This is a genomic window from Asanoa iriomotensis (genome assembly GCF_016862515.1).
GTDB classification, from domain to species: Bacteria; Actinomycetota; Actinomycetes; order Mycobacteriales; family Micromonosporaceae; genus Asanoa; species Asanoa iriomotensis.
Map to the genome: position 1 here is coordinate 22,707 of NZ_BONC01000007.1, position 16,000 is coordinate 38,706.

The window sequence follows — 16,000 nt, forward strand, 5'->3', positions numbered from 1 at the left end:
AGTTCGGCATTGATTGATCTACCTGTACGGCTGCCCGCGTTGACGCCGCGACCTGAAACGAGTCAAACTCATCCGCGTCGATGTTAGACGGCACGCGTATTCGGCGGACGCGTTGCACCGCAAGCCCTCCCGCACGCCCTCGCACGGCATCTGAGAAGGAGCTCGCATGCGCCGCCGCAGACCTGTCCTCAGCCTGCTCACGATCGCCGCCACCCTGCTCGGCCTGGGCATCGTCCAAGCTCCCGCGCAGGCCGCGCCCGCCTTCCGGGCCCTGGTGTTCAGCGAGACCGCCGGCTACCGGCACGACTCGATCGCCGCCGGCGTCACGATGTTCAACCAGCTCGCCGCGGCCAACAACTTCGAGGTGGTGTTCAGCGAGGACTCCACTGTGCTCAACACCGCCAACCTCGACACGTACGACGTGCTCGTGATGTTCCAGACCTCGGGCATGGTGTTCGACAACGACGCGCAACGCACGGCTGTGCAGAACTACCTGCGGGCCGGCAACGGGATCGTGGCGATCCACAACGCGACCGACATGGGCATCGACACCACGTTCCCGTGGTGGGACCAGACGATCAACGGCGGCGCGCACATGCCGTCGCACTCACCGGGTTCGTTGCAGGGATTCGCCCGGGTGGCCGACAAGGCGCACCCGTCGACCGCGGGGTTGCCGGACAACTGGCAACGCACCGAGGAGTGGTACAACTTCGACGTCAACGCGCGCGGCAACGTGCACGTGCTGGTGACCGCCGACGAGCGCACCTACAACCCAGGCGCCGACGCGATGGGCATCGACCACCCGATCTCCTGGTGCCGCGAGGTCGAGGGCGGCAAGGTGTGGGCGACCGCGATGGGGCACGACATCGCCTCGTACAGCGAGACGAACTTCCGCAACCACATCCTCGGCGGGGTCCGGTACGCGGCCGGCAACCTGCCCGGCGACTGCGGTGGCACGGTGTGGGGCAACTTCGAGAAGGTCAGCCTCGACTCCAACACGGTCGACCCGATGGCGCTGGACATCGCGCCGGACGGGCGGGTCTTCTACGTGCAGCGGGCCGGGCAGATCAAGATCTTCAAGCCCGCTCAGCAGAGCACGGTGACCGCCGGGACGTTGTCGGTCTACACCGGTGGTGAGGACGGGCTCGTCGGCATGGCGCTGGACCCGAACTTCGCCACCAACGGCTGGATCTATCTGTACTACTCGCCGTCGTCCTCCGCGACGGACATCAACCGGCTGTCGCGGTTCACCGTCAGCGGTGACACGGTCAACCTGGCCAGCGAGGTCGTGCTGCTGTCCGTGCCGGCCTATCGGGACCGGACGTTCCCGGAGCCGGGGCACACCGGTGGCTACGTGGCCTTCGGGCCCAACGGCAACCTCTACCTGTCGACCGGCGACGACACCCCGCCCAACCTCGATCCGGCGTGGCAGGGCTACGCGCCGCTGGACTGGCGGCCCGGCAAGTCCAACTTGGACGCCGCACGCAGCGCGGGCAACACCAACGACCTGCGCGGCAAGATCCTGCGGATCCACCCGGAGACGAACGGGACCTACACGATCCCGAGTGGCAACCTGTTCGCGCCCGGCACCGCGCAGACCCGGCCCGAGATCTACGCGATGGGTTTCCGGAACCCGTTCCGGTTCGAGGTCGACAAGCAGACCGGGTGGCTGAACCTGGCCGACTACGGGCCCGACCGTGGCGCGCCCACGACCAACCGGGGGCCTGAGGGGCTGGTCGAGCTCAACGTGATCAAGCAGGCCGGCAACTTCGGGTGGCCCTTCTGCCACGGCGACAACCAGGCCTACGCGCCGTACAACCCGGACACCGGTGTCGTCGGCGCGAAGTTCAACTGCAACGCGCCGGTCAACGACTCGCCCAACAACACCGGGCTGCGGGTGCTGCCGACGCTGGTGCAACCGCAGATCTGGTACGGGTACGGCGCGTCGCCGCAGTTCCCGGAGATGGGTGCGGGCGGTGCGGCGCCGATGGGTGGGCCGGTCTACCGCTACAACGCGGCCAGCACGTCGACGACGAAGTTCCCGCCCTACTACAACGGCGTGCACTTCTTCTACGAGTGGTCGCGGAACTACGTACAGGAGATCCACTTCGACGCCGCCGGTGGGCTGGTGAAGATCAACCCGTTCCTGCCGGGCGAGTTCTTCAACAAGCCGATGGCCATGCGGTTCGGGCCGGACGGCTCGCTCTACCTGCTGGAGTGGGGCGCCAACTTCGGCGGTGGCAACAACGACTCCGGGCTCTACCGGATCGACTACGTCAAGGGTGGTCGGGCGCCGGTCGCGGTGGCGACTGGGACGCCGACGAACGGTCTCGCGCCGTTGACCGTGCAGTTCTCCAGCGCCGGGACGCACGATCCGGACACCGGCGACACGATCAGCTATGCCTGGGACTTCGAGAGCAACGGCAGCACGGACTCGACGGCGGCCAACCCGTCGAAGACGTACACCGCCAACGGCAACTACGTGGCGAAGTTGACCGTCACCGACAACACCGGCCGGTCGTCGTTCGCCAACGTGCCGATCACGGTGGGCAACAACGCGCCGGTGGTCACCGTCACCGGGCCGCCGAACGGCGGGATGCTCGACTTCGGGCAGAACGTGGCCTATTCGGTGTCGGTCACCGACGCCCAGGACGGCACGATCAACTGCCAGCAGGTGTTCACGAACCCGGCCCTCGGGCACGACGACCACGAGCACGGCACGACGGACCTGCCCGGTTGCTCGGGGACGGTGTCCACCGGCAACCTCGGCGGCCATCCCGACGGCGCCAACCTGTTCTACGTGCTCAACGCCCGCTATCAGGACAACGGCAACGGGTCGGTGGCGCGGTTGACCGGTTATGCCAAGGCGATCCTGCAGCCGAAGCACAAGCAGGCGGAGTACTACACGGCGCAGTCCGGGACGCGGATCGTCGCGCAGAGCGGTGCGGAGAGCGGCGGCCGGATCGGCGACGTCAGCAACAACGACTGGATCATGTTCGACCCGATGAGCCTGCAGGGCATCACCACGGTGAGCTACCGGATCTCGTCACCGACGGGCGGCGGCAGCATCGAGCTGCGGGCCGACTCGCCGACGGGCACGCTGCTGGCCACGAACCCGGTTGCGGCAACGGGTGGCTGGGACACGTACGTGCAGCAGGCCGCGGTCAACGTCGCGGCGCTGTCTGGCACGCACAAGCTCTACATGGTGTTCAAGAGCAGCGCGAACAACAACTTCGACGTGGACTCCTTCACCTTCGGCGGCAACGGCGTCGGCACGGCGCCGGCGGGCGGCATCGCCGGGCGCACGTGGACGCTCACCGCGCAACACAGCGGGAAGCTGGCGGACGTCAACGGTGTCTCGACCGCCGACAACGCCGTCGTGCACCAGTGGGGAGCCACCGGCGGCGCCAACCAGCGCTGGCAGGCGGTGGACGCGGGTGGCGGCAACGTCTACCTGAAGGCCGTCCACAGCGGCAAGTGCATGGTGGTGTCGGGCGGCTCGACCGCGGACGCCGCCGCGGTGGTGCAGCTGACCTGCAACTCCCAGACGAACCAGGCGTGGACCCCGGTCGCGTCGTCGTCGGGGGTCTACCAGTTCCGTGCGGTGCACAGCGGCAAGTGCCTTGACGTCAACGGGAACTCGACGGCCGACGGCGCCCCGCTCATCCAGTGGCCGTGCCACACGGCCACGAACCAGCAGTGGCGCTTGACCCAGCAGTGACGCAGGCGGGGCCCCGGTGTCGAGCCGGGGCCCCCAACCTCTCGTCAGTAGGGGAAGCGGGACTCGCGGCGGCGCAGGCCCGGCGTGACGGGCAGGTCCAGCCGGATGGGTTCGCCTGCCGGCGTCGCGAAGCCGGCGGCCGCGAGGCCCACCGGTTCCGGCTTGGTCACGGCTGCGGGGCCCTCGCCCGCGAACTCTTCCGTCGTCATCGCCTGCAGGGCCACCGTCGCCAGCACGGTCATCGTCACCGCGGCGATCACCGCCACGGAGACGATCAGGACCAGCGGGCGTACGCCGGTGACCGGGGTCAGACCCGTCTCGTCGAGGCGGACGCCGACACCGGCCATCGCCACGTGGTGCATGCCGCAGACGCCCGCCGCCATCAGCGCCGACGCACCGGCGATCGGCAGCCGGCCGTCGACCGTGACGCTGAACCACAACGCCGCGGTTGCGGCAACCACCGCGATCAGCGCGGACACCGCCACGAGCCGCGACTGGAAGACGATCTCGCCGGCGACGTTGACCCCGGCCATGCCGGTGTAGTGCATCCCGAGCAGGCCGGCGCCGGTGATGCCGCCGGCGCGGAGGACCTGCGCGGTGGACGGGTCGCCGTACCCGACGAGGAAGAGCCCGACCCCGACGGCGGCGAGCGAGAACGCGAGGCTGATCGCGGTCAGCGCCGGGCTGTAGCGCACCGCGCTGCCCTCGACGTCGAAGCCGAGCATCGCGGTGAGGTGCGCGAGCCAGATGCCGGCACCGCCGATCGCGACGGTCGCGATGGTCAACCACTTCACCCGTGGTGCGCCGGGGCGCACCTGCCGGGCGCGGGCCGTGCAGTAGAGCCCGACGAGCGCGCCGACGATCGAGACGGCGTACGCGAAGACCGGGTTCAACCAGCCATTGGTGAAGTGGTGCACGGTTGCCATGCGGGAAGTGAGCCAGGTGGTTAACGTGGACTGTCGCACATCTCGTCCGTCACTCACCCGATCGAGGTGGCTTGTGTTATATGTCCGTTTGGATCGTTGACCGACTGCGGTGGGTACGCCTACGGTCGCTCGCCGTGAGACGACGCATTCGACGCCACCGCTTGCCGATCGCCGTGGTGATCGCGGCGGCCGCGGCGATCACGCTGGTCGGCACGATCGCGGCGCACGCGGACCGGTCACCCGGCGGAGCGGACGGCCGCACCGGCACGGGCTGGAGCGACACGGACGGCGGCTGGTCGCAGCCCGCGGCGCCGCCGTCGGCGACCGCCCGACCGACGCCGCCGCCCGCGCCGGCACGGTTCGTGACGCTGCCGCCGGGAGCCGATCTGCCGACGGGCGCACAGTGCGCGACCTGGGTGCGCGCCCGCCCGTCGGCGGAGACCAAGCGGATGAACCTGATGGCCAACTCGACGACGGGCCACCGGATCGGCGCGGACATCTTCGACGACGACCGCGCCGACGCCCGGATCGCACCCCGGGTGGACGGGGCCTTCACGGGATCCACAAAGGACATCCTGCGCTGGGCCGCGTGCAAGTGGGGCGTCGACGAGTCGCTTGTGTTCGCGCAGGCCGCGGTGGAGAGTTGGTGGCAGCAGCCGGCGCTCGGTGACTACGGCAGCGACGCGAGCCGCTGCGCACCCGGCCACGGCCTGGGCGCCGACGGCCGGCCGGGCCGGTGCCCGGAGAGCTTCGGCATCCTGCAGGACCGGCACCCGTACCAGAAGTCGGCGTGGCCGGGCGTGCTCCGCTCGACGGCGATGAACGTGGACCTGGCGTACGCGATCTGGCGGGGTTGCTTCGAGGGCTACGAGGGTTGGCTCAACGGCGAGGAGCGGGGCGCGACGTACCGGGCGGGCGACCAGTGGGGATGTGTCGGTCGCTGGTTGAGCGGGCGATGGCGCACGCCGGACAGCCAGGACTACATCGCCAAGGTCCAGGACTACCGCGCCCGCCGCATCTGGCAGGACCGCGACTTCCAAGAACCGTGACCTAAGTCAGTGATCTCGCGGTCAGCGCGGCGAAGGCGTGGGCCGCCTCCGCGTCGGAGCGGCGCTCCGGCCAGGTCATGTGGCCCAGGAAGGCGTGTTGGAAGCAGGCGCCGATCAGCAGGCCGGCGGCCGCGTAGAGGTCGGCGTCCGGGCGGACCATGCCGCGTTCCTGCTGGCCGCGCAGGTAGTCGATGACCGACTCGTTGACCTTGTGCGGCCCGGCGCCCACCTCCCGCAGCCCGGACGTGTGCGCCGTGAGGATCGACGGGTCCGAGAAGATCGAGGCCAGCATCGGGAAGCTGTCCGTGTAGAACGCGATCGCCGCCGATGCGATGGCGGTCAAGCCGCTCGTCAGATCCTCGTCGAGCGTGTGGGTCGCGCGGGAGAGTTGCACGAAGCCCGGCGTGCGCTCGCGCAACACCGCCACCAGCAGCTCCGCCTTTCCCGTGAAGTGCTTGTAGAGCGTCGCCTCCGAATAGCCCGCGGCTTTCGCGATCTCGCGGGTCGTCGCGTTGGCCATGCCGCGCGTGCGGATGACCTCGGCGGCTGCGTCGAGGATCACGTCTCTGGTTCCCACGTGGGCGGCCCCCTTGACAGGTGAGTGAGCGCTTACCATCCTAGAGGTAAGTGAGTGTTTACTAACCACCACGGGGAGGCATCGGCCATGAAGATCACCGTTCTCGGCGCCACCGGAGGGACCGGGCAGCACGTCGTGCGCCGGGCGTTGGACGCCGGGCATCACGTCACCGCCGTGGTGCGCGATCCGGCCAGGCTGCCGATCGCGGCCGATCCGCGGCTCGAGGTGGTCACGGCGGACGCGTTCGACGCCGAGTCGATCAGCGCGGCGGTCACCGGCCGGGACGCGGTCGTCGACACGCTCGGGCCGCGGGCCAAGGCCCAGGCGACCGTCTGCTCGCGGGGTGCGGCGGCCGCGGTCGCCGCGCTGCGCGCCGACAACCCGTCGGCGCGGCTGCTGGTGGTCACCGGCAGCGGGCACGTGCGCGACGCGGGCGACGGACCGCTCACGCGCTACGTGTTGAAGCCGCTGATCGGCAGCACCCTGCTCAGGCAGCCGTTCGCCGACTTCGCCCGCACCGAGCGGATCGTGTTCGACAGCGAGTTGCGCTGGACGGTGCTGCGGCCACCGCAGCTCACCGACGGGCCGCGCAAGCCCTACCGGACCGCCCTGGACCGCAACGTCCGCGGCGGGCTGAAGCTCTCCCGCGCCGACCTGGCCGACGCCATCATGGTCGCGCTCGACGACCCACACACCGTCGGCCGCGTGATCGGGCTGGGCTACTGAGCGTCTCTACCGGTACGTGTCGCGGTAGTAGTGCGCCAGGCGGTCGCGGTAGTCCGGGGCGTCGGCGTATTCCGGTGCGTTCCTGATCTGGTCCTTGGTGCGGTCGACCAGGACCGTGCGGTTCCGGTGGTCGACCCGTTCGACCACGCCCGCGGGCAGCAGGACGATGCGGCCGAAGATCCAGGGGCCCGTGTCGACCACCAGGTCCGTGTCGCTCGCCTCTTCCACCTTGCCGATCTCGCCGTCCACCGCCCGCACGGCGTAGCCGGTCAGGTCCAGGGAGAAGCCGGGGCCGCCGCTGCCGGCCTCGGCCACCACCGTGCGGCGCCGGTCGCGGTCCCGGTCGGGGTCGTCCGGGCCGCGGTCCGGTGTCGTCTCGTCGTGGCCGCCGCCGAGCGCCGGCGGGCGCCACGCCCACGCGTTGAAAACGAAAGCCTCCACGGCACTTGTTTACCCGCGAATCACCAGGCCAGAACCCCGTTCTGGTCGCCCTCAAGGGTGATCAGGTTGCCCCAGAGCAACCCCGACGGACCGTCCGCGGACAGCGTCGCCAGGTGCGCGCAGACCGCCGCCGCCTGTTCGGGCGTACGGAAGCCGTGGTGGCTGTTGAAGTCGGTCGCCGTGTAGCCCGGGTTCGCCGCGTTGACCTTGATCGGGGTGTCCCGCAGCTCCTTGGCGTACATCGCGGTGATCATGTTGAGGGCCGCTTTCGACGCCGGGTACGGCACGGAGGTCAGCGCGAACAGCGGGCTCTCGGGGTCGGTCATCGACGAGATCGAGCCGACCTCGCTGGAGACGTTGACGATCCGCGCGGCGGGCGCTCGGCGCAGCAGCGGCAGCAGCGCGTTGGTGACCGTGACCACCCCGTACACGTTGGTCTCGAAGACCTCCCGGATCGTCGCGATCGTGGTCGCGCTCGGCTCGGCGGTGCCGTCGGCGCGGACGATGCCGGCGTTGTTGACGAGCACATCCAGCCGACCGAACGACGCCTCGACCAAAGCGGCCGCCGCCTGGATCGTCGCCGCGTCGGTCACGTCGAGGGCGACGAACCGGGCGTCCAGCCCTTCCGCGGTCAGCTCCTTCTCCGCCGCCCGGCCGCGGTTCTCGTCGCGGGCGCCGAGCAGCACGGTCATGCCCCGCTCGCCCAGGGCGCGCGCGGTCGCGTACCCGATGCCCTTGTTGGCGCCCGTGATCAATGCGATCTGTGTCATGCCCTCGAGCCTGGCGGCCCCCGCGCCACCGCGGCAGGACCGGTGTTGCCTGGTACCGGCCGTACCACCCTCGTGCGCGGGGGTTGCGGCAACCTTGAGGGGTGACGGTCAACCGCAGCGAGCTTGCCGCGTTCCTGCGCACCCGCCGGGAGCGGCTGCGCCCCGCCGACGTCGGGCTGCCTGGTGGCGGCGGCACCGGGCCGCGCCGCACGCCCGGGTTGCGCCGGCAGGAGGTCGCCGAGCTGGCCGGGATGTCGATCGACTACTACATCCGGCTCGAGCAGGCCCGGGGCCCGCAACCGTCGCGGCAGGTGCTGCTGGCGCTGGCCCGGGCGCTGCTGTTGACGATCGACGAGCGCGAGTACCTGTTCCGGATCGCGGGCGAGACCCCGCCGGCGGTGGCCGGTCCAAGCCGCGAACTGCTGCCGGCGGTCCGCTACCTGCTCGACACCATGCCACTGACCCCGGCGTACGTGGTCGACGCCAAGTACGACCTGCTCGCCTGGAACGCGCTGGCGACCCGGTTCATCGGCGACCAGTCCGCGTACCCGCCGGAGGACCGCAACATGATCCGCTGGATGTTCCGCCGGCCGACCGACGACCTGCTCTGGCGCGACGAGGAAACGCTGGCCTTCACCGCCGCCTCGGTCGCCGACCTGCGCGCCGCGTACGCCCGCTATCCCGGCGACCCGGGCATCGAGGCGCTGGTCACCGAGTTGCTGGGGCTCTCGCCGCGGTTCGCCCGGATGTGGCGCACCCACGACGTGGCCGTGCGGCGCGGAGTCCGGAAGCGGGTCGACCACCCGGACACGGGCCCGCTCGAGTTCGAGTGCCAGGTCCTGCACATCAGCGACAGCGACCAACGCATGATCGTCTACTGCGCCGAGCCGGGCTCACCCACCGAGGCGGCCTTCCGCCGCCTGGCCGACCTGCCGGCCCTGCGCCCCTGACGCTCCTCAGAGCCCGAGCAGCCGGCGCAGGCCCTGGTCGATCTGGTTCATCAGGCTCGCCGAGACCCGGCCATGCCGATGACCGAACGCGGCCGGGTCGGCGTGACGGATCCGCGACAGGTCCACGGTGCCGCCGCCGGCGATGTCCTTGGGCAGCGGTAGCAGGATCCCGGGAACGTCACCGTCCGCACGATCGTGCACGAGCACGACCACCGGATAGTCGGCGGTGAACGTGCTGGCGCTGACCACGACCACGCGGACCCGACGGCTGCCGATCGTGTAGTCGCAGACGTCGCCCCGTGTCACCACGCGGCGTCGACGTCGGCCAGCATCGCGGCGTCCTCGCCCTCGAGCGACGCGTGCCACGCCTTGGCGGCCGCGATGTTGCGGCGGTCGAGATATTCGCGGATGGCGTCCGAGACCAGCGCGGACCGGTTGCCGCCGCCGACCGCCGCGTTGAGTGCCTGCGAGAGATCGTCGTCCAGAGTGATGGAAATCGCCGCAGTCATGCCGGGGACAGTACCAATGATCGTATCGGCAATGGCATTGGCTCTCGGCGTGTCACTCGGTGGGAGTGCTGGCGCCCCAGTCCTCGGGTTTCGTGTCCTGGATGTGCTGGCTGAACATCCAGCGGTGGCCCTCCAGGTCCTCCGCCCGGTAGCTGCGCACGCCGTACGGCGTGTCCTGCGGCTGGCTGAGCAACTCGGCACCGGCCGCCTCCGCGCGCGCCGCGTGGGCGTCCACGTCGTCGACGTAGACCATCACCCCGTTGACCACCCACGGCTGCTCCGTCCAGCGCATCGCGGACGTGCAGTGTTCGCGGTGGTGTTTCGGGCTCTCGTAGCCGATGCCCGCCGGTGTCGCCAGCGCGACCACCGCGTCGCCGAGAGCCAGTTCGGCGTGGCCGATCGAGCCGTCGTCGGCGGTGAGCCGCATCCGTTCCGTGAAGCCGAACGCGTCCCGCAGGAAGTTGATGGCCGCCACGCCGTCCTCGTACGCCAGCATCGGCATGATCGCCGCCGGATAGTCGGCGGGTCGGGTGTTGCGCTCTGTGGTCATGCGACCGACCGTATCGACGGTGCCGGTCACCCGCTTGGACAAATGGGAACCCAACGCAACCCAGGAACGACCCGCGCGTTAGCCGATTCGTGGGGGTGGCCGGCACGCTGATCGCGCGCCTGGTCGAAATCGTCCTGGCGGTCGGCGGGTTGCTGTTCACCGTCGCGGGCAGCGAGAGCGAGCCCGTCGTCGTGCTCTTCCTGCTGTTCTGGGGCCTGCTCGCGTTCACCTATCTGCTGGTCGGCACCATCTGGATCCGGCGGGAGCGGCTGGCGGACCCCAACGTGCCGCCACCGCCGATCACCGGCGTCAACGCGCGCCTGCTGGGCCGCCGCTTCAGCTTCTTCTTCACCGTCGCGGCCAGCGTCACCGGTCTCGGTGCCTCGCTCGACGTGCTCGCGGTCGACCAGAACAGCGACTTCAGCGGGCTCGTGCAGGGGCTCGGCGCGTTCGTCACCTTCTGCGCGTGGCTGCTGTTGCAGGTCGGGTACGCACGGTTCTACGCGCAGTGGTCCGGCTGGCGGTTCCCGAAGTGCCCATACCCCCGGATGATCGACTTCCTCTACTTCGCGGTGACGGTCGGCGTCTCGTTCGCGGCGTCCGACGTGGAGGTGCAGGGACGCACCGTTCGCTACCACGTGATGGTGCACAGCGTGATCAGCTTCTTCTACAACGCGATCGTGTTGGCCGTCGCGGTCAACATCATCACCGGCTAGCCGAGGCCCGTCCTCCGTTCAGGGGATTCCAATCGGACTTTTCGGGTGTGTTCCGGCATATCGAGTATTAGACGAGTATGACTGTCAAGTGACGTCAGAACCCCCCGAGACGCCCGAGCCCGTCCCCGCGCCCGGTAAACCCTGCGCACGTGTGGTCGGCGGCTGTTACGAGTTGTTCGAACAGATCGGAGCCGGCGCCAGCGGCACGGTGTGGCGGGCCCGCAGCCAGGCCACCGGCGAGGAGGTCGCGGTCAAGCTGCTCCGCGAAGAGCTGGTGCCGCAACCCAGGGCCGTGATGCGGTTCGTGCAGGAACGCGCGATCCTGGCCGCGCTGGAACACGAGAACATCGTGCCGGTACGCGAGCTGCTCACCATCGGCGACTCGCTCGGCCTGGTGATGGAGTTGGTGCCCGGCGGCAGCATGCGCGGGGTGCTGCGGGCCCGCGGGCCGTTGACACCCGCCGCGGCGGCGACGGTGATGGCCGCGGTGGCCGACGGCCTCGCGCACGCGCACCGCCTCGGCGTCGTGCACCGCGACATGAAGCCCGACAACATCCTGGTCGGCGCGCCGGACGCGCTGGACTCGGATCCACGGGTACGGCTGACCGACTTCGGCATCGCCCGGGTCGTCGACGCGCCGCAGCTGACCACCACCGGCGCGCTGCTCGGCACGCCGAACTACCTGTCGCCCGAGCTCATCAACGGCGCCCGCCCGTCGCCGCCGTCCGACGTGTACGCGTTCGGGATGGTGCTCTACGAGCTACTCACGGGCCGGCCTCCGTACGCCGGGCACACGCCGAAATCGGTGTTCCGCCGGCACATGGAGACCCGGCCCCGCCGCAACCCCGGCATCCCGGACGTGCTCTGGCGGCTGATCGCGTCCTGTGTGGACAGAAATCCCGGGCGCCGGCCCGAGGCGGCCGCGCTCGCCGACGCGCTGCGCACCGCCGCGGTCCGGCTGGGTGCCGCACCCGCGCTGCCCAGGCCACCCCGGCTGCCGATGCAGTCGGTGCTCACCACCCGGCCGAGGATCCCGACGCAGCGCCGCGGCCGGGCGCCGGCCTGGCACGCGATCACCACGGTGGTCACCGCGTTCGTGCTGATCGCCGTGGCGCTGGTCGCGTTCGAGTGGCCGGGACCGGGCACCAGCGGCGAGGCCGAGGCGACCCGACCGTCCTCCGCGCCGTCGGCATCACCGAAGGCCAAGGCCGCCAAACCGGCCCGCGACGGCGGTGCGGCGGAGACCGCGGCGGCCGGGCTGACCGCCAACCGGATCACCAAACCGGAACAGGCGAAGCCGGAGCAGCGAGAGGCGAAGGTCAAACCCCTTCCGACGGCGTACGGCGAGCCGAAGTGCACCGGATACCAGTGGAAGTTCCTGCAGCCGGCGTTCTCCAACACGTGCTACAGCACGGGCCCGGGCATCCGGATCTCGGGCGCGCTGCGCTCGAAGGGCGTCCTCGCCGACATCACGCTGACCCTCAAGGACACGGCGGGCAACCAGGTCGGCGCGACGCACAACTGCCAGGCGCTGCGCTTCGGCCCGGAGATGTCCGAGCGGTCCTGCGGCCCCGCCGAGCTCACGCCACCACGCGGCAAGCGCTACGTCCTGGTGCAGACCTGGCGCGTGTACGACGACGACGGCACCGCGATCCGCGGCGAGGCGAAGAGCGCGGAGTTCACCTACTGACCTGCCGCGGCCAAGGCGGACAGTGACGTCAGCCCCCTGCCGCAACAGGGTCACGGAGGTCTACCGGCGCGGATGACCGCTGGTGGCCAGGTCGCGCTGGGCCAGCCAGCGGGTGTACTCGACCCGGTCCAGCGGGTTGCCGTCCGTGCGGGCGCGGCGTGGTGGGCGGCCCCGCACCGGGCGGTCGCCCGACGGGGTCGAGGTCCAGAGGCCCTCGCCGTTGGTCAGGTCCGGCAGCCGGCGTTGGGCCTCCGCCACCGCGCGGGCCGGGATCGAGCCCGTGATCCGCCACGTGTCGCCGGCCGGGGTCGTCTCGTCGACGCGGCCGCCGAGGTGGGCCAGGGCGCCGGTGACCGGGCCCAGGGCCGCCGCCGGGACGTCCGCCTCGAAGTGGTGGCACGGCTCGAAGACCTGGGTGCCGGCCGCCGCTAGTGCTTGCATCAGCACGTGCGGGGTCAGGTCCCGGAAGTCGCCGGCCACCGTGACCGGTGACCAGTAGCCGCTGTGGGTCAGCGTGACCCGCACGTCGGTCACCGGCCAGCCGCACAGGCCCTGTTCCAGCGCCCGCACGACCGAATCCTCGATCGCTTTGTGGTACGCCAGCGGCAGCGAACCGAGCTCGACGGCCAGGTCGTACTCGATGCCGGTGCCCGGCTCGACGCGCAGGCCGACCGTGCCGAAGAAGCCGTTGCCGATGATCTCCAGGGCACTGCCCACGCCGGTCGGGCGTTCGAGGTGGACGAGTTGGCTCGTGGTGAACTCGGCGGCGATGCCGTAGTTGTCGGCCAGGGTTGCGGCAACCACCTCCTTCTGCACCTCGCCGTAGAGCAGCACCGCCGTCTCGCCGGCCGCAGTCACCCGGGTGTGGATCAGCGGGTCCTCGTCGGCCATCCGGAGCAATGCTGCGTGCAGTTCGGCCGCCGGGCCGTCGTCGCGGCGGCGGACCACCGTCTCCAGGCCTGGGCGCGGGAAGTGGACGGCCGAGTCGAGGCCGGCGGGCGCTCCGATCTGGTCGCCGATCCGCACGGCCGGCAGGCCGGTCAGCGCGGCGATGTAGCCGGCGGTCAACACCGACGCCGACGGGTCGCCGACCACCGCGACGCCCGTGAGCTGGGCGCGGTGGGTCTCGACGCGGCCGTCCGCGGTGCGGCGGAACACCGGCACCCGTTGCCGGGCGGTCAACGATCCGCCGTACGAGCGGGCGTACGCGACCTTCGCACCGCCCGGGCCGCGGGTGATCGCGAAGACCCGGGCGCGGGGTGCGGGCTCGGCTGGTGGCGCGGGCGGCAGCAGGTCGCCGATCGCGTCGAGCAGTTCGGGGACGCCGGTGCCCGACAGGGCCGAGCCGAACAGCAGCGGATGCACCAGCCCGGCGGCGGTCTGGGTGCGCAGCGCCTCCCGCAGGGCCGGCGCGGGCGCCGGGCGGTCCTCGACGTACGCGGCCAGCAGCGCGTCGTCGTGCTCGGCCAGCACGGGCAGCCAGTCGTCGCCGGCGGCGTGCCCGACGAAGCCGGCGGAGGCCGTGCCGATCGCGCGGGCCGTGCCCAGCGGCGCGATCGCCCGCGTGAGCAACCGGCGGATGTCGGCGAGCAGCCCGGCGTCGCGCGCGCCGACCCGGTCGATCTTGTTGACGAAGAGCAGCGTGGGCAGGCGCAGGGCGCGGCAGGTGCGCATCAGCAGCCGGGTGTGCGGCTGCACGCCCTCGACCGCGGAGAGCACCAGGACCGCGCCGTCGAGCACGGCGAGGGCCCGCTCGACCTCGGCCATGAAGTCGCGGTGCCCAGGCGTGTCGATCAGGTTGACCTGGCGGTCACGCGCCCGGAACGCGGTGACCGCGGACCGGATCGTGATGCCGCGCCGGCGTTCGATCTCGCCGGAGTCGGTCTGTGTGGTGCCCGAGTCGACGCTGCCGAGCCGGTCGATCACCCCGGTGTCGAACAGCAGGCGCTCGGTCAGGCTCGTCTTACCGGCGTCGACATGCGCCAGAATCCCGATGTTGACGGTGTGCATAAGCGGAGGCGTCCTCGAAAACTCGCGCGGATAGGCGGAAGTTCTCGATGCCTCGCATTGCACGCTCCTGTCGTCGGGTGTGGTTGACCCGCCCAGCGTCCCATGCCGGACGGGCCGTTCCCACCGATTTACTCCTGATCGGCCACCCAGGCTCCGACCAGGCCGCGGAAGTGGGCCAGGAACCGCTCGTGCTCGCTCGCCGGATAGGTGGCGCGCACGGTGTCGACCAGGAGCGCGTCGAAGTCGGGCGAGTCGACCCAGTCGTAGACCAACTCGTCGACGTGGCCGAGCCGGGACGCGCAGAAGTCGACGTATCGTTCGGTGTCAAAATATTCGTCGGCGAGCTTTCGATAGGCGGCAAGCTTTTCCTTGTACGTGAGGTCGGTGCGGTCGGCGACCTCGAAGTACCGCCGGGTGTTCAGGTCCACCTGGAACCGGCGCCCGGTCACCACGCAGAACGTGGTCCACCGCAGCAGCGCCTTCATCGCCCACGGGAAGTAGTAGTGCAGGGAGGTCAGCGCCACGTCCGGGCAGGCGTTGGCGTAGTCGATCGGGAACACCTCGGAGCCGCGGACCAGCGACTCGCACGAGTTGAACTCCCAGCCGAAGAACGCGTTGACCAGCCGGGAGATCGTGACCACCTCGTCGCCCGTCTCGGCGTCCAGGAAGCCGTGCTCCACCGCGTACCGGTCATGCATCGGAAGTTCCGGTCGGAACTTCATCACCATCGTCTCGGGACCGATCGAGAGCGAGCGGCTGAACACGTCGTAGCCCTCGACCGACTGCTGCAGGTGCATCAGGCGCTCACCGGACGCGTCGTAGGCGGCGTGCAGTTCGGCGCTGTCCTGGATCTTCGAGACGCCGACCCAGGCGCCACCGTCGTACGGCTTCATGAACAGCGGATACCCGAGCCGCTCGGCCACCTCGTCGAGGTCGAACGACTGGTTGTAGCGGGCGGCGGTGTAGGCCCAGCGGGAGTTCTCCAGCGGGTGCTTGTAGGGCACGAGCACGGTCTCCGGCACCTTGAGCCCGAGCCGCATCATGGCGCAGTAGGCCGCGTGCTTCTCCATCGACTGGAACGTGAACGGGCTGTTGAGCAGGTAGACATCGTCCATCATGGACACTTTCTTGAGCCACTCGCGCGGGTGGTAGTACCAGTACGCGAGCCGGTCGATGACCAACGAGTGGCGGGGTTTGTCGCGCAGGTTGAACGGCTCGATGGTGACCCGGGTCGTCCTCAGCCGGTGCTTGCGCCCCGATCCGTCGACCACGGGCCCGAGCCGGTCGACCAGCGCCTCGTAGGCGCGCGGCCAGTCGTCCTCCGTGCCCAGCAGCAATCCGATGATGTGTTCGACGTCGGCCACG

Annotated in this window: 15 protein-coding genes; 6 read left to right on the top strand and 9 right to left on the bottom strand. The window is 70.4% G+C overall.

All coding sequences use genetic code 11. The annotated features are described in order from the left end of the window. The first annotated feature begins 166 nt into the window (after positions 1-166). Positions 167-3,721 (top strand): ThuA domain-containing protein, encoded by a 3,555-nt coding sequence (locus Air01nite_RS07385; RefSeq protein WP_203701197.1) that lies wholly within the window; start codon positions 167-169, stop codon positions 3,719-3,721. Between the two features lie 44 nt (positions 3,722-3,765). On the opposite strand, the gene Air01nite_RS07390 is transcribed toward Air01nite_RS07385, so the two are convergent. Then, positions 3,766-4,647, bottom strand: a complete 882-nt coding sequence (locus Air01nite_RS07390) for an MHYT domain-containing protein (RefSeq protein WP_203701198.1) — start codon at positions 4,645-4,647, stop codon at positions 3,766-3,768. Positions 4,648-4,781: 134 nt separating this feature from the next. Between Air01nite_RS07390 and Air01nite_RS07395 the strand changes: the two genes are divergently transcribed. Further along, a complete protein-coding gene (locus Air01nite_RS07395) occupies positions 4,782-5,696 on the top strand; it encodes a hypothetical protein (RefSeq protein WP_203701199.1) in 915 nt (304 codons plus the stop codon). Between the two features lies 1 nt (position 5,697). Here the strand turns inward: Air01nite_RS07395 and Air01nite_RS07400 are convergent, their stop codons facing one another. After that, complete coding sequence (locus tag Air01nite_RS07400; protein ID WP_203701200.1) at positions 5,698-6,273, bottom strand: TetR/AcrR family transcriptional regulator; 576 nt, start codon at positions 6,271-6,273, stop codon at positions 5,698-5,700. An 87-nt stretch (positions 6,274-6,360) separates the two neighbouring features. On the opposite strand from Air01nite_RS07400, the gene Air01nite_RS07405 reads away from it, so the two are divergent. Further along, a complete protein-coding gene (locus Air01nite_RS07405; protein WP_203701201.1) occupies positions 6,361-6,999 on the top strand; it encodes an NAD(P)-dependent oxidoreductase in 639 nt (212 codons plus the stop codon). Positions 7,000-7,005: 6 nt separating this feature from the next. Here the strand turns inward: Air01nite_RS07405 and Air01nite_RS07410 are convergent, their stop codons facing one another. Both Air01nite_RS07410 and Air01nite_RS07415 read right to left on the bottom strand, forming a co-directional pair. Then, positions 7,006-7,440 carry a PRC-barrel domain-containing protein gene (locus tag Air01nite_RS07410; RefSeq protein ID WP_203701202.1) on the bottom strand — a complete coding sequence of 145 codons (435 nt, stop codon included), beginning with the start codon at positions 7,438-7,440 and terminating at the stop codon, positions 7,006-7,008. 20 nt (positions 7,441-7,460) lie between these two features. Continuing rightward, positions 7,461-8,210 carry an SDR family oxidoreductase gene (locus tag Air01nite_RS07415; RefSeq protein ID WP_203701203.1) on the bottom strand — a complete coding sequence of 250 codons (750 nt, stop codon included), beginning with the start codon at positions 8,208-8,210 and terminating at the stop codon, positions 7,461-7,463. A 101-nt stretch (positions 8,211-8,311) separates the two neighbouring features. Between Air01nite_RS07415 and Air01nite_RS07420 the strand changes: the two genes are divergently transcribed. Then, positions 8,312-9,160: a helix-turn-helix transcriptional regulator gene (locus tag Air01nite_RS07420; protein ID WP_203701204.1), complete on the top strand. Its 849-nt coding sequence runs from the start codon at positions 8,312-8,314 to the stop codon at positions 9,158-9,160. Between the two features lie 6 nt (positions 9,161-9,166). Here the strand turns inward: Air01nite_RS07420 and Air01nite_RS07425 are convergent, their stop codons facing one another. Genes Air01nite_RS07425 through Air01nite_RS07435 form a run of 3 tightly spaced genes read right to left on the bottom strand, consistent with a single transcriptional unit; the run spans position 9,167 to position 10,219 of the window. Beyond that, positions 9,167-9,469, bottom strand: a complete 303-nt coding sequence (locus tag Air01nite_RS07425; protein WP_203701205.1) for a type II toxin-antitoxin system PemK/MazF family toxin — start codon at positions 9,467-9,469, stop codon at positions 9,167-9,169. Further along, the gene (locus tag Air01nite_RS07430) at positions 9,463-9,669 is read right to left on the bottom strand and encodes a ribbon-helix-helix domain-containing protein (protein ID WP_203701206.1); all 207 of its coding nucleotides are present in this window, start codon (positions 9,667-9,669) and stop codon (positions 9,463-9,465) included. Before Air01nite_RS07430 ends, Air01nite_RS07425 begins: the two co-directional genes overlap by 7 nt. A 52-nt stretch (positions 9,670-9,721) precedes the next feature. After that, positions 9,722-10,219: a VOC family protein gene (locus Air01nite_RS07435; protein WP_203701207.1), complete on the bottom strand. Its 498-nt coding sequence runs from the start codon at positions 10,217-10,219 to the stop codon at positions 9,722-9,724. A gap of 95 nt (positions 10,220-10,314) precedes the next feature. Between Air01nite_RS07435 and Air01nite_RS07440 the strand changes: the two genes are divergently transcribed. Further along, complete coding sequence (locus Air01nite_RS07440) at positions 10,315-10,935, top strand: DUF1345 domain-containing protein (RefSeq protein ID WP_203701208.1); 621 nt, start codon at positions 10,315-10,317, stop codon at positions 10,933-10,935. Between the two features lie 88 nt (positions 10,936-11,023). Then, positions 11,024-12,625 (top strand): serine/threonine-protein kinase, encoded by a 1,602-nt coding sequence (locus Air01nite_RS07445; RefSeq protein ID WP_203701209.1) that lies wholly within the window; start codon positions 11,024-11,026, stop codon positions 12,623-12,625. A 60-nt stretch (positions 12,626-12,685) separates the two neighbouring features. On the opposite strand, the gene Air01nite_RS07450 is transcribed toward Air01nite_RS07445, so the two are convergent. Next, positions 12,686-14,635, bottom strand: coding sequence for an elongation factor G (locus Air01nite_RS07450; protein ID WP_203701210.1), 1,950 nt, complete (start codon positions 14,633-14,635; stop codon positions 12,686-12,688). Positions 14,636-14,763: 128 nt separating this feature from the next. Continuing rightward, positions 14,764-15,999 carry an ATP-grasp domain-containing protein gene (locus Air01nite_RS07455; protein ID WP_203701211.1) on the bottom strand — a complete coding sequence of 412 codons (1,236 nt, stop codon included), beginning with the start codon at positions 15,997-15,999 and terminating at the stop codon, positions 14,764-14,766. Position 16,000: the final 1 nt, after the last annotated feature.